The organism is Paenibacillus sp. 7541 (assembly GCF_002276395.1).
GTDB lineage: Bacteria > Bacillota > Bacilli > Paenibacillales > Paenibacillaceae > Paenibacillus_AQ > Paenibacillus_AQ campinasensis.
Genome location: NZ_NQLZ01000028.1, coordinates 1 through 13,196 on the forward strand (window position 1 = coordinate 1; position 13,196 = coordinate 13,196).

Below are 13,196 nucleotides of genomic sequence, written 5' to 3' on the forward strand. Positions count from 1 at the left end.
CAATGCCAACCGCTATACGTTTGTCTGGGGGAAATCCGTTCTTTCTGAAAAACAATCCGTGAACCAAACAAACGCTGTAATAAACTTAATTAGGAGGAAAAAAGATTGATCGTACAACCGAGCTCGATAGATACCTTTATAAAAAGGGATAACGTTATTGATACAAACGTTTTATTGCAGGCCTATCAATGGAAGGGGATTGAGATGGATGCAGTGCTGGATCAATTAGCTCATTGGCGATGCTTTTCAGGCCGCGTCCGGCAGCGTATAGCTCGAATATCTTTCGAACAATTAAGGCTTCGTCTGGCACAATAATAACGGTCTTGAAACGCTTGGAAAGGTTGCCGGGGTCGGGGTTACCCGATACCCCAGCGGCAGCTTGCCGTAAGGATGGCCCTCAAACCTAAAGCCAAAGGGAGCCATGATATAAAGCGCTCCCTTTGGCTTGTCGTCTTTTTCTTGTGAGCCTCGATTACAGCGCAGGCTTATTATCTCTTGGCAGAGGATATTTTCAGTGTAACGCCTTCTGTTTTCCTTGTTCTCTGTCCCTGCATAGTGGCTAGAACTACGCCGGAAATAATAAGAACAGATCCTGCCACCTGCGTTAAGGAAATCGGGGTGCCGAGCGTGATATAACCTAAAATCATGGCGACAAACGGTTGTAAATTCAGAAACAGGGATGCTTTAGCCGCCCCTACCTTGCGAATCTGCGCATTCCAGATTACGGCGCATAAGCCCTGAATAAGCAGCGCCGAACCGACCAAGAGAACCCACCACCAAAAGTGAGGCTGTAATTGTACGTTAGGCTCGCTCCAGACCGCCACCGGGTATACCGAGATGCAGCCGAGTACGGTGGTATACACCGTTGCGACAAAGGCATCCATACGTTCCGTCAGCTTTTTCATGAGGATCATAGATCCCGACAATGCCAACATACAGATAAACACTATCCAGACGCCTTCGCTAATGGCTGTGCTCATCCTTCCGCCAGTTCCAACCACGAAGAAGACACCGGTGAGGGCGACAATCGAGCCTGCAACCATGCGTTTCGTTAACGGCTCTTTCAAAAATAAGCGGGCAAATAGCGCCGTAAAAATTGGAGCTAACGATAAGATGAGCGAAGCTGTGGTTGCGTCCGTTGTCCGGAGACCTGTAAAGAAAGAAACTTGGTGAAGCAGCATCCCGATTAGAACGAAGGGGACCAAATAAACGAAGTCGCGGAACGAATCTTCGCCAAGCCACGAGTTGCAACCAAATAAATAAGCAGGAACGCCGATGAAACCAGAAGCCGATATGCCGACAGATGCAAGGCGGGGAATGCTTCCAGCAGCAGCGAGCCTAAGACGAAGTTGCTCCCGTAAAGGGCTGCGCAAAACAAGAGAAGTAAATAAGTTCGCAAGCAGATGCGCCTTCTTTCACAGAAATAAAGGATAATGGAGCGGATTTAATTGCGTTTGACTGCGATAAGCTCTATTTCAATCTTGGCGCCTCTTGGAAGTTTAGACACTTCTACGGTTGTTCTGGCAGGGTGATGATCGCTGAAATATTGGCTGTACACTTCATTCATCTGCTGAAAATGCGCTAAATCCGTCATGAAAACGGATGTTTTTACAACGTCTGCTAAAGATAATCCAGCTTCAGCTAAGACGGCTTGCAGGTTCTTTATGATTTGATGGGTTTGGTCAACGATGCCTTCTTTCAGATTTCCTTCGGCATCAATCGGAAGCATGCCCGACGTATAGACGGCATTTCCTAAAGCGATGGCCTGCGAATAAGGGCCGATAGCTGCGGGTGCTTGTGTTGTTGTAATAGCGATATGGCTCATCGTATTTAATTCCTCTTTCGTCTCTTTGATAAATGGGTGAAGAAAAAGGCCCGAGGCGACAAGCCCGGGCCTCTCATTAGGCAAGCGATATAATCTTAGAATCCGACTGTGCAGCGGCAGCGTTACTTCGCTGGCGCGTACGCTTCATCCAAGAAACCGCGAATGGCTTGAAAAGCCTGAAGTCTGTTTTTCTCCAGCAATACCATGTGCGTCCCTTCACCGATTTCCACCCAGCGGCGGTAGGCGGCTCCTGTCAGGGAAGTGAAGAAACTCTGCGCCAATTCAAGAGGGACATCGATATCCCACTCGGCATGGACAAGAAGGACGGGAACCGTGATATCCTTAGGATCATAGAAAGCTTTGCCAACCGTCCAGTATTCGCGGATATCCAGGATAGGGCCGTTGGTCGCCCGGATATGCCCGGGATGATCGGTTAAGCTCCCCGGATCCGAAGCAAGAGTGGCTTCAACCCATTGTTCAAACCAGCCGTCCGGAATCAGATCACTGCGTTTATGCTCTGGCGCCGCGCTAAGCCAGCGTTCCTTCGTGTTGCCGGCAGCAACAAGGCGATACGAACCGAGCGGGCCTCCGGTATCGATCGGAACCGGTTTGGAGCTTAGCCATTGTGGTGCAACAAGCGTAAGCTTGTTTACTTTCTCGTTGTTTTGGCTGGTATAAGCTCCCGCAACGGTTCCCCCCCAAGACATTCCCAGTATGTTGACCTTCGTCAAATTCCGGCGTTTCAGAACGTAGTCCACGGCTTTACCAAAATCCCGGACACCTGTCTCCGTGCGGACAAGCGGCGGATTAAGGTCGGAAGGCTGCTCCATCTCAGGCGGTCTTGTCGAGCCGCCGTAGCCGCGAACATCCACGGCGTATACGTCATAGCCATGGCTGGCAAGGTAGTCCAGAAAAGTGAAGCCGTCCAGCTTCACATCGTACAGACTGCCAATTGAATAGGTAGCGCCATGAACCATTACGATTGTTTTTTCGTTAGAGAAGGTATTCATGGAAGCGGGACGTTTATTTCGTACATAAAGCTCAATTCCCGGCGTATCGCTCGGGATATGCAGGTCTTCGGTCACGATAGGGTTATTTTTAAGAAAATGATGGGTTGTCATAAGCTCAGCGCCTTCCGTTGGATTTTGTTATCAGGCTGTATTAAATAAAGGTCCACTTATACTTGCCCCCGCTGCGAGTCACGTACCCCGCCGCACTTCCGGGGAAATGCGTACTGAAATAAATGACCGGGCGATCCGCGATGAGCTCCAGCACCCGGAGCCGTGAAACACGCGCTTGATCGGAAAATTCGCAGTACATTGAATTCCATTCCGGATTATAGACCTGAAACGGATGATGCATCACATCGGCGCCGAATAAAGCTTCTTCTTCGCCGGATTTAAGACGGATAGACATTTGGCCGATGCAGTGGCCGGGTGTCGGAATGAATGTGAATAGATCAAGGAATTCCCCGCCCTCAGGGCCAATGGTCTGCGTTAAGCCGGCTTCAACAACAGGCAATACGCTTTCTTCGTAAACGTTAAAGTTTGCTTCGTTTGCCTCGTTATGGCTGGCCTCGCTGGAGTAATATTGCTGCTCTGCGAGAGGAAATACGTATTTGGCATTGGGGAAGGTCGGTACCCATTTTCCATCCACAAGCTTTGTATTCCAGCCAACATGGTCCACATGCAGATGCGTCAGTAGAACGTAGTCCACTTCCTCCGGTGTAACCCCAGCCTCCTTCAGCCGCTCGAGATAGGGGAGCTGGAGATTGGCTAGATCGGGATTTAAAGGCAAGTTTTTATCGTTTCCTGTAGCCGTATCGATAAGGATCGTATGCTTCGGGGTTTTCACCACCCACGTTCCAATGCTGACGATAAGCTGAGAATTGTCATCGATCAGGCCAGCTGGAAGAGAGTTCCGATTCTGCTCCAGGAACAGGGGGTTCCACGATCCCGGAAAATATACTTCTGGCGGAATACCGTCAAGCATCATCTCCGTGACACGCGTCACGGTAACATCACCGACTCGGTAGACCTTGGGAATTTTAGCGGTCATTCTTTTCACTCCTTTCGTCCTTCGGGCATATCTCTTTGAACCGAAAAACAAGGAAGCCGTTGCATCATTGTGATTCGTTTCTTATTATCTACGAGAATTTCGCTGTAAATGAAAATGATTCTGTTGGAATGAACGATGCTCAGATACCCGGGTAAGATTCGTTCACCAAGCTTGATTAAATGTTAGTCCAATAATGGCGCCAAATCAACGTTTTTACACCGTAATTTCGCACTAGTGAAAGGGCTTGATATTGCTCATGTTTACGCCTATTATAAAGTTATAAATTTCGCCGTCAGCGAAATCATATCGAAAATTAAGGAGGCTTGCATATGAATTCGATCGGCGAAGCCATTCGAAGCACGCGAAAAAAACATAAATTAACGCTCAAGAAGGTAGCTCAAGCAGCCTCTGTATCCGTATCTTTTCTTAGTGAAATTGAACGCGATAAGGCGAATCCGTCCATCAGTGTTCTGAAGCGTATAGCAAATGCATTAAACGTGAATTTTACCGATTTGTTTGGCGAGGAGAAACGAAGCATTGTCGTTAGGAAAAACGAGCGCAAACCTTTGGTGCATTCCGAAGGTTCCCGTATTACCTGGTACGCGCTCAGTCAAGGAAGCAGCAATCGAATGGGACCGATATGGGGAGTGTTGGAAGAAGGAGCGGCTTACGGCGACATTGGCGTCGGCCATAGCGATGGAGAGGAATTTCTATTTGTCCACTCCGGGCGTTTGGAGTTTATGCTGGGCAATGAACGTTACACGCTCGAAGAAGGGGACAGTATCTATTATGATGCCAGAATCCCCCATAGTTATAAGAATATTTGGGAAGGCGAAACGCTGCTCATAGCGGTTGCTACTCCGCCTACTTTTTGACGGAACGGAAGTGGAGGTACATCCGTACGAACCGCTGATGATCATTTATAAAGAACGGCGGAAGGGAACCCCTTTAGTATTTTTCGCCGATAGCCCCGTTAAGCTGAACCATATCACAAGTAGGGCGAAATTTTAGGAGAAGAGGCCGCGTGAGTGTGTTAATTACATTGCCTTTAGGGTATTACTGGTGTTGCTAGTTGGCAACAGTACGCTCAGCTAACATGGCGTACTAATTCCTTTAGTTCCTTTACCGCCTTCTTTTTAAGAATCTTTTTTAGGTATTCTGTATTCGTTTTTATGAGTAATGCAACTTTTCCCTGTATGTCACGTTTGATCTAGTAGAGAATGTAAAAGGGGGGACATTGTGAGAACAAAGGCGAAGCTGCGCAGCCTCCTGATCACAGCAACCTGTTTGGTTGTAGGGTTGTTGTTTACCGCGTGCGGAAGTGACAAACAAGCTACATCGTCTTCCTTGAAGGAGTTTGTCGTTCCCATGGCGGGCGAGGAGAACGAATCCGGTATCGTTGAGGAAGATGAGAAGGCCGGTTCCGAGCAAGAGACTGATCATGTGATGGCAGATCGAACTGTAGGATACGCATTTCCCGAGTCTATCGAACTCCAGTTCAAGCCAGTAGAATTGACCGCACTTGTCAATTCGAAGATTGGGGAAGGATGGGTAAAGACCCGAACCGTTCCGTTCGGTTCGATCAATGGGGATCCCGTCGTGCTGGACGTGTATAAAGTGCCGGAAGATGATTTATGCGGATTCGATTACGAAAGAGTCGTGCTTCTAACCCACAAGAACGAGAATTACAGGTATCCAGACTGTTTTTCGTCCAGTATTGAACACGAAACTCCCGAACAACAGCAGGCGTTGTTTAGGCTGGATTATAAGCAGAAAGAGCAAGGGGTACAGTCTATTGTGCATGGAGCCGTTGAATTGGCTGCCAATGGACCAGGTCGAATGGCTTATTATTATTACGATGGCATGCAAGGAGAATGGTTCGGATTCGAAGATTGGGGTTACCCAAGGGTCTCTGATTTGGATGGCGATGGAGTCGAAGAGCTCATAAATCAATTCCCTGGGTTGCACATGAGCTGGCCGGATGTAACCATTTACCGATGGAGTGACCAAGGTCTTTCGTATAGTGCTTCTATTAAGAATACGCTCAGGATGCCGAATGTTTCCTTCAGCAGTGCCACGCTAGACGAGCAGACCAATCACATCAAGGTCACGGCCGTTATGAGCCTCGAACAAGAAGCGTATGAAGCGGCAAACTATTTTTATGAAAGAGGGAAGCTCCAGCGTCAACCAAAGTGAACCTGGACATTTATGGGTGTGTACTATACTGAGAACTGAGAGGCCATCCTTTGCAGGATGGCCTAAAACTTGCCGTTACAGACAACGAGGAGAGCCGTATCATAAGTGACGGCAAGGTTGATCCATCCTAATGCAAACTAGAAATACTTATGCCAAAATAAGATAAAAGGTTGGGATGTGAGAAGGTAATGAAAACAATTGGACTTATAGGTGGGATGAGTTGGGAATCATCTTTACTCTATTACCAAATCATTAATGAAAGGGTAAAAGAAAGGAAAGGTGGACACCACTCTGCAAAAAGTTTGATGTATTCCGTAGATTTTCAAGAAGTTAAGGATCTCCAGCATCAAGCAAATTGGACAGCGGCAACGAAGATCATGATTGAATCGGCACAAAAACTTGAAGCAGGTGGAGCAGATGTCATCGTCATATGCACGAATACGATGCACAAGATGGCGTTGGAAGTGATGAACTCGGTATCGATTCCTTTACTTCATATTGCAGATGCAACAGCAAATAAAATTATTAGCGATAAAATAAAAAAGGTGGCTTTGTTAGGGACCGCTTTTACTATGGAGGAAGAATTTTATAAGGGTAGGCTTATCAACCGGTTTGGACTTGAAGTTATGGTTCCGGATGAAGCAGATAGAGTGGTCATCCACGATATCATTTATCATGAACTTTGTCTTGGCATTATAAATGAACATTCAAAGAATAATTTTTAGAGATAATTGACAGTCTTATCCGTAAGGGAGCGGAAGCTGTTATTCTAGGATGTACGGAAATCACAATGCTCATTTCGCAAGAAGACTGCAATATCCCGATTTATGATACAACACGACTTCATGCCGAGGCCGCCGTTGACTTTGCGTTAGGGGACGAGGCGTAAAATGAAGGCAATCCGTATGGACAGAATAGTAGAGCTGTATCATAAGTAAGCACAAACTCATCGCTAAGGGAAGCGTCAAAGAACAGTTCAATGTCCTTGACGCTTCTTTTGGTTGGATGGCGCCAGCATGCATAGTTATAATCTTTATCAGAAAAGAGAGGGACACAATTATTTGATCAATTCTTCTAGCGAAACGGGGAATAACGGTTTTACCAACTCATAAACTGCCGCAGCATATTGTTGAATTTCATATTGTGAGTCATGGGCAAGCCTTTGATTGAGGAAGTGACAAACAGATTGAAGTGAGGCTGTCCAATAATACGCTGTGTACATTCCATACGCTGAAGGGATAAGCAGACGTGCTTGTTCAGGAGCGATATTATTTTCTAAAGCCCATTCATAATCCTTTAGCCCTTGTTCAATCTGCCGAAGTAATCTTTGTGTGGCTTCAAGACCGATTGTATTAGTTACAGGCTCTCCGCTTCCTTGCTTGGAGTTCTCAGGCTTACTTCGCCAATCAGTTGGGTTAGGAACATAATTCTCTACATCAATCGTTATGTATCTTCTAGAAGCTTCATTCCAAGCATCCATTGTGTGGTCACTTCCCACTACGTACTTCCAATGTTGCCGCGCTACCATAAGGGGGGCGTAAACTTCAAATTGAATAGTAGCATGGCGGAAGGGGGACATGTGATCTTCCCTTGCTAAAAACTTGATAAGCTTAACATCGTTAGGTGTAAGTTCCTTTGATTCTTTTGCGTAGGAAACCCTTGCACTATTTACAACGGAGAGATCCCCACCCATATGGTCTACGAGTCTAACATATCCTTTATCAAGCACATTGATTTTCATGATAAGGCATCCCTCCTAACATCATATGTTCTCAAAGAAATATCATAACAAATAATGGGGAGGTGGACCAGACTCTTTAAGTGAAGATGGAACATGGTTATACTCACCCTATATATTAATTTAAACTTTGTGGTCAAACCGTAGGACGAAGATAGCAAAAATATATTGCATCGTATCATAGCAGAGTTCAATTGACCGTAGGGGCAAGATACTCAGAATAGTGAAAGCCATTCCATTAGAGGAGTGGCTTCTTCTTTATCTACTGATGTAGATTTAGCGGTCAAGCTTTGTACTTAGATATATTGCAGAGAACCGTACAATTGTAGGAAAAAATTATTATATTGGAAAATATTGAGAAGGAGAAGCGGTATATCTTAACGAATACTATAAATTAATTTATAGATGGGGGAGGGACTCATTATGAATAGATGAATGGAAAGTCGCGGTCATACGAACGCCTACGATCAAACGTAATAATAAGCTGATTAGCTACTAGGATAAGTCAGTGATTATATACTTCCTGAAGAATACCCGGATTTTGTTTAGAAGGTTTATATGTATACCGGCTTAACGAAAGCTGGTATAGCACAACTATAATCTATGGAGGTTTTAAAATGACTAATAAAAAGTTTTCTTTTAAAGCCCTCTCACTTATGCTGGTCTTTGCATTCATCGTATCCACATTTTACCCGGCCTTGCCGGCAGATGCAGCCGCTAGAGGAGCATGGGCTCCTAATACTGCCTATGCAGTAAATGATACGGTAACGTATAACGGAAGCACGTATACCTGTCTTCAGGCACATACTTCCCTTGTAGGTTGGGAACCGTCCAATGTTCCTGCTTTATGGCAGAGAGGCGGTGGTGGAACTACACCTCCAACCACGCCACCAGCAACAAACGGCGTGACATTCTATGCAGATATAAACTATGGTGGAACAGCAGTAACTCTTGGAGTAGGTAATTATACATTGTCCCAGTTGAATGCACATGGAATTCCGAATGACTGGATGTCCTCTCTTAGGGTTCCTAGCGGTTGGACGGTTGAAGTATATGAGAATGATCATTTTGGAGGAACAAAGTGGACCTTTACCTCGGATACCTCCTGGGTCGGCAATGCGGCCAATGATAAAATGTCATCGGTTAAGATTTATACGGGCTCACCATCTCCTGGAGTAACAAAGCCTGCCGAGGTGCCGAGTCATATATGGACCTATGTCATGAATGCGGATAATGCTTACGGTAAAGGCGGGGATTTTGCTTTATTGCTAAGTGCGGTTATCAAAAAGGAAAGCAGTTTTGGAGCAGGTTTACCAGGTAGTCCATCGGCCGGCGACGGATTGATGCAGGTAGAGCCAAACACACGCAGTGCTTATTCATCTCAGTTCGTTTCAAAATTTGGCCGTGCCTATAATCACAGCAGTGAACAAGATCAGGTATACTTGGGTGCATTGATTTTAAATGATAAAATTGTTAGATTCGGCAACATATATAACGGCTTACTACACTATAACGGAGGAGATAACTGGTATCCGGGCGCAACGGACTCTTATGGCCGTCCTATTCTGGCAGATCAATATGCAAATTCAGTTTATGCAACATATAAGGGCTATGGAGGCAGGAATTAAATCGAATAGGGAAATGCCCTGGGAAGACGCTGAGCGGATCAGCGTCTTTCTTGTGCTTGCGGGCATGGCTTATGTGAGTGTTACAGCTTCCATCGGCATTTCATCTTAGTGACCGCCATGAATATTTTTACGAGTTAATGAACTCAGTCCAATGACAGTAAAGGAACTGTTGAACAGCCACATTTTCCTATAAGGCACAGCTCAGTGCTGTTCCCAACAGCCAAAGAAGGAGCGGAGACATGCGCTCTTTCTTTGCAAGTCAATGAATCGCATTCAGTTTGGTTTCGCTTTCCGTGCAGCACCGATCAGCATCGGAATAGCAATCACAAGTCCTAGGATCACCGTGACAATAGAGCCCTCCAGGCCAAAATCCCCCCCTGTGAGCCATGCTGCTCCGTGTGCCTGCACAGTAAACAACCCGTCCGCAGGGAGTCCGGATACAGGAATGCCAAGCAAACTTTCGAGTGCATTCCAGGCAAAATGCAGCCCCATGACAAACCACAAATTGCGCCGCCACAAAAATGCAGCTCCGAGCAGAACCCCTGCTTCCAGGGTGATGGCAACAGCGCTCCATAGCGTTGCTCCTGGATTTCCAAGATGGAAGGCCCCAAAGGTAAGTGAGGTTACCGCAAGTGCAATCCAGCTGCCCCCTAATTTCTGTATAGCTTGAAGCATTAATCCACGAAACACCAGTTCCTCGAGTATCGCTGCGCCCAGCGCGATTTCAATGGACGCCATGACAATAGAACCCGGATCTGCCGCCGCCGCCCATTGAAAGGAGTAGCCGCCGAGCATAACAATAATAAGCGTGGACGCTGCGATAAACATCGCCCCCGTGATGACGCCTCGGACAGCTTCCACCCCAGCATGCTGCCGGGATAGCTCTGGAATGGGCCGCCGAGCCACGTATTTCATAGTAAGCTTATATACCAGGATGGCTACTAAGCCCAACAGGAGGGTTAAGAGTAGGGAGCCAGCCCCTTCTATTCGCTGGGTAAGCACAAAGAGTAATCCTTGTATAAGAATAATGACGACTGCACCCACAAGCATCCAGATTATTGGGAAGCGAAGCAGCCTCTCTATGCTGCTGGACCTTATCTTCTTCATGTCTTTCATCAACTCCTATCACATTTGGTTAGTTATGAGTTTAGGCTGAAAAAGTCATAAAGCACAGTGCGCTTTGGTCATGACATGGTTACTTGTGATCCAATATGCCCGAATCTCGGGCTAAGCGGGCAGCTTCTCGCCTTCCCTTGACATGCAGCTTCGAATAAATCGTTGAGATGTAATTCTTAACGGTCCCTTCACTGAGAAAAAGCGCCTCGGCAATCTCTTGATTGCGCAGGCCGGAAGCACATACTCCACTTCTCTATAAGAGGTCAGCATAATAATCTTGATATCAGGTAATCGCTTCTTGATCAGGGCCGTTGCCGCCACGCCGTCCATGACAGGCATGTTGATATCCATCAGCACAATGTCGGGCTGAAACTGCTCGCATCCGTGTTAGGCCCCATTCCATGAACGGTAATATTTTTTTCATAACATCATCATACAGGAAATCCATAAACTTGGAACCATTGTAAACATATAGATAGGCTTATGTGAAGAAATCCAACAACATGCATTTATTGACTTTATATTATAAGGTTAGTACAATTTTGTTGGTCAACCAACCAAGAAAGGGCGGTATTATATGAGCACACAGGATAAAAGGAAAGCATTAATCGAGGCGGCTTACAAAGTATTTGTGAAAAAAGGATATGTTAACTCTACGATAAAAGATATCGCAAACGAAGCCAATATGACATCGGGACTTGTTCATTATTATTTTAAAAATAAAGAAGAACTGTTGCTTTCCGTACAACATGAAGTCCAAAAGCATTACCACAGGCAATATGACAGACGGACAGAAGATGCTGTAAGCCACGAGGGACTTTTGCTTGAAATCAAATCCAGAGCGAAGGACAATCCCGACTGGTATCGTTGGAGATATGAAATTTATTCTTTGGGGATCAAAGACGAAGGTGGGCATCTTGAACAGCAAGTAGCGTCTATTCTCAAGAATGGGAGAGAAAGTCTTTCCACACCACTTCAGCACATATTAGGCGATTCCCATAATGCTTCTGCGCTTGCCAGTATACTGTTGGCTTGCTTCGATGGGTTAGCGCTTCAGAAAATTGTCGACGATGAATTTGATATTGACCACGCGTATCAACTTTTGGGCGAACTCCTTGAGCTTTATTTAAGCCAGTCCCATTCTGTATAAACTCTCATGTGTTCACTTGTATATACAACTAAACTAACCCGAAAGGTGATCATATGAAAAAAATAGTAATCGGTTTATTCATCTTCCTACTCGTCGCTCCCTCCCTTACTGTTGCCGCTCAAGATCGAGATACGGCTCAGCAAATCGAAACATTTATGAAAGAAGCGCTGGAGGAATATCGAATTCCTGGGGCTTCGTTAGCAATCGTACATAATGGCCAGACCATTTTTCAAGATAGCTGGGGAACAATGAGTGACGGGTCAGCAGTAACGGAAGACACGACTTTTCTTATAGGTTCAGTAAGTAAGCCTTTGACATCTCTTGCAATCATGGCGTTAGTGGAAGAGGGAAGAGTAAAGCTAGATGAACCGATAGAAGCTTACATCCCGTGGTTTAAGTATCGAACAGATGGAATGAAATCGATAACGGTGCGCCATCTATTAGAACAAACAAGCGGGATAAGCGCTTATGATGGATTGAAAGTGACAGATCAGCGAGGTCGTGATAAGGAGAAAGGTATAACTCAAGCCGTTACAGAGTTGAGTGGGGTAGAGTTAAGCCGTGTTCCGGGTGAGGCATATGAATATAATTCAGCCAATTATTTGCTCTTAGGAGCTATTATTGAAGCGGTGTCCAACCAGTCCTTCGCAGCATATATGGATACGCATATTTTCTCTCCTCTTGGCATGAACAACACGACTGCCAATTACGAAAGTGCGATAGACAAAGGATTTGTGCCCGGCTTTCATTCATGGGTCGGCAGACCCGTTAAAGGCGATGGCTTGTATGATCAATCGGGAGCGCCTTATGGTTATATGACTTCAACCGCCAGTGACCTTACCCAATTCATAAACTTCATGCTAAACGGCGGAGAATTATTAACAGAACAAAGTCTAGAACAATTACAAACCGCACCTGAACATGGCAAACGATATGGTTTGGGATGGCACTTCCCAAGAACGGGCAATACATATCCTTATCATACAGGTGCAACGCCTGAATATCGATCGGAAGTATTCTTTATACCCGAACAAAATTTGGGCGCCGTTCTTTTGACGAATAAATACCATGAATTAGAAGCTGTTTCGTATTTAAGTATCATGGAGGGAATTCGGGCCATTATGAACGGAGAAAATCCGGATTTGGCACAATTAGACGGTAGCACGCAATGGATTACACTTGGTGTTGTAATATTGTTGGCGATTGTATCTTTTCTTAGTTTATTCCGACTAAAACGTAGAACCACGATAAATAAAAAGTTATGGGTTACTATGGGGATCTTCTCCATCACATTCGCTGTCGGACTGATTCCATTATTCACATATAGTGTGGGTGTTTCGTGGAGGACGGTTGGTCTTTTCCTTCCAGACATCGAATTTCTCATTCAATGTCTGATTGCGATATTGGCAATTCACGGTCTCTTAATCTTCCTTATTATTGCAGTGAAACGAAAAAAACAACACTTGAATATCAGTCGATGAACTG

At 45.5% G+C, this 13,196-nt stretch carries 13 protein-coding genes and 2 pseudogenes; 6 read left to right on the top strand and 9 right to left on the bottom strand.

Annotated features, from left to right (window positions below; genetic code table 11):
• Window positions 1–154: 154 nt before the first annotated feature.
• The 5 genes from CHH75_RS25550 to CHH75_RS17195 all read right to left on the bottom strand — a co-directional run bounded on the left by CHH75_RS25550 (window position 155) and on the right by CHH75_RS17195 (window position 3,883).
• Window positions 155–310, bottom strand: coding sequence for a recombinase family protein (locus tag CHH75_RS25550; RefSeq protein WP_217989084.1), 156 nt, complete (start codon window positions 308–310; stop codon window positions 155–157).
• Between the two features lie 178 nt (window positions 311–488).
• A complete protein-coding gene (locus CHH75_RS25610; protein WP_483310956.1) occupies window positions 489–1,373 on the bottom strand; it encodes a DMT family transporter in 885 nt (294 codons plus the stop codon).
• A 71-nt stretch (window positions 1,374–1,444) separates the two neighbouring features.
• Window positions 1,445–1,825, bottom strand: coding sequence for a RidA family protein (locus CHH75_RS17185; RefSeq protein ID WP_095398748.1), 381 nt, complete (start codon window positions 1,823–1,825; stop codon window positions 1,445–1,447).
• Window positions 1,826–1,947: 122 nt separating this feature from the next.
• On the bottom strand, window positions 1,948–2,946 hold the full coding sequence (locus tag CHH75_RS17190) for an alpha/beta hydrolase (protein ID WP_095398749.1): 999 nt from the start codon (window positions 2,944–2,946) through the stop codon (window positions 1,948–1,950).
• Between the two features lie 40 nt (window positions 2,947–2,986).
• Entirely contained in the window at window positions 2,987–3,883 is an 897-nt protein-coding gene (locus CHH75_RS17195; protein WP_095398750.1) for an MBL fold metallo-hydrolase, read from the bottom strand.
• 329 nt (window positions 3,884–4,212) lie between these two features.
• Between CHH75_RS17195 and CHH75_RS17200 the strand changes: the two genes are divergently transcribed.
• From CHH75_RS17200 to CHH75_RS17210, 3 genes and pseudogenes are all read left to right on the top strand, one after another.
• Window positions 4,213–4,758: a helix-turn-helix domain-containing protein gene (locus tag CHH75_RS17200; RefSeq protein ID WP_095398751.1), complete on the top strand. Its 546-nt coding sequence runs from the start codon at window positions 4,213–4,215 to the stop codon at window positions 4,756–4,758.
• A 364-nt stretch (window positions 4,759–5,122) separates the two neighbouring features.
• A complete protein-coding gene (locus tag CHH75_RS17205) occupies window positions 5,123–6,079 on the top strand; it encodes a hypothetical protein (RefSeq protein WP_095398752.1) in 957 nt (318 codons plus the stop codon).
• A gap of 188 nt (window positions 6,080–6,267) precedes the next feature.
• A pseudogene (locus CHH75_RS17210) lies at window positions 6,268–6,968 on the top strand (aspartate/glutamate racemase family protein).
• A gap of 168 nt (window positions 6,969–7,136) precedes the next feature.
• Here CHH75_RS17210 and thyX read toward each other — a convergent pair.
• A complete protein-coding gene (gene thyX, locus CHH75_RS17215; RefSeq protein WP_095266701.1) occupies window positions 7,137–7,820 on the bottom strand; it encodes an FAD-dependent thymidylate synthase in 684 nt (227 codons plus the stop codon).
• 614 nt (window positions 7,821–8,434) lie between these two features.
• Between thyX and CHH75_RS17220 the strand changes: the two genes are divergently transcribed.
• The gene (locus CHH75_RS17220) at window positions 8,435–9,445 is read left to right on the top strand and encodes a carbohydrate-binding protein (RefSeq protein WP_095266703.1); all 1,011 of its coding nucleotides are present in this window, start codon (window positions 8,435–8,437) and stop codon (window positions 9,443–9,445) included.
• A gap of 273 nt (window positions 9,446–9,718) precedes the next feature.
• On the opposite strand, the gene CHH75_RS17225 is transcribed toward CHH75_RS17220, so the two are convergent.
• From CHH75_RS17225 to CHH75_RS25560, 3 genes and pseudogenes are all read right to left on the bottom strand, one after another.
• On the bottom strand, window positions 9,719–10,306 hold the full coding sequence (locus CHH75_RS17225; RefSeq protein ID WP_255223055.1) for a CPBP family intramembrane glutamic endopeptidase: 588 nt from the start codon (window positions 10,304–10,306) through the stop codon (window positions 9,719–9,721).
• 334 nt (window positions 10,307–10,640) lie between these two features.
• Entirely contained in the window at window positions 10,641–10,790 is a 150-nt protein-coding gene (locus tag CHH75_RS25355) for a response regulator transcription factor (RefSeq protein ID WP_341036287.1), read from the bottom strand.
• A 59-nt stretch (window positions 10,791–10,849) separates the two neighbouring features.
• Window positions 10,850–10,912 (bottom strand): annotated as a pseudogene (locus tag CHH75_RS25560) (hypothetical protein); the annotation flags it as partial.
• A gap of 226 nt (window positions 10,913–11,138) precedes the next feature.
• Here CHH75_RS25560 and CHH75_RS17235 point away from each other — a divergent pair.
• The gene (locus tag CHH75_RS17235; RefSeq protein ID WP_095398754.1) at window positions 11,139–11,711 is read left to right on the top strand and encodes a TetR/AcrR family transcriptional regulator; all 573 of its coding nucleotides are present in this window, start codon (window positions 11,139–11,141) and stop codon (window positions 11,709–11,711) included.
• A 53-nt stretch (window positions 11,712–11,764) separates the two neighbouring features.
• Window positions 11,765–13,192 (top strand): serine hydrolase domain-containing protein, encoded by a 1,428-nt coding sequence (locus CHH75_RS17240; protein ID WP_095398755.1) that lies wholly within the window; start codon window positions 11,765–11,767, stop codon window positions 13,190–13,192.
• Window positions 13,193–13,196: the final 4 nt, after the last annotated feature.

Bases quoted from the DNA above. Each gene is read 5' to 3' on its own strand.
- CHH75_RS17220 (WP_095266703.1), top strand. From the start codon at position 8,435: ATGACTAATAAAAAGTTTTCTTTTAAAGCCCTCTCACTTATGCTGGTC.
- CHH75_RS17185 (WP_095398748.1), bottom strand. From the start codon at position 1,825: ATGAGCCATATCGCTATTACAACAACACAAGCACCCGCAGCTATCGGC.
- CHH75_RS17240 (WP_095398755.1), top strand. From the start codon at position 11,765: ATGAAAAAAATAGTAATCGGTTTATTCATCTTCCTACTCGTCGCTCCC.
- CHH75_RS17200 (WP_095398751.1), top strand. From the start codon at position 4,213: ATGAATTCGATCGGCGAAGCCATTCGAAGCACGCGAAAAAAACATAAA.
- CHH75_RS17235 (WP_095398754.1), top strand. From the start codon at position 11,139: ATGAGCACACAGGATAAAAGGAAAGCATTAATCGAGGCGGCTTACAAA.
- CHH75_RS17190 (WP_095398749.1), bottom strand. From the start codon at position 2,946: ATGACAACCCATCATTTTCTTAAAAATAACCCTATCGTGACCGAAGAC.
- CHH75_RS17195 (WP_095398750.1), bottom strand. From the start codon at position 3,883: ATGACCGCTAAAATTCCCAAGGTCTACCGAGTCGGTGATGTTACCGTG.
- thyX (WP_095266701.1), bottom strand. From the start codon at position 7,820: ATGAAAATCAATGTGCTTGATAAAGGATATGTTAGACTCGTAGACCAT.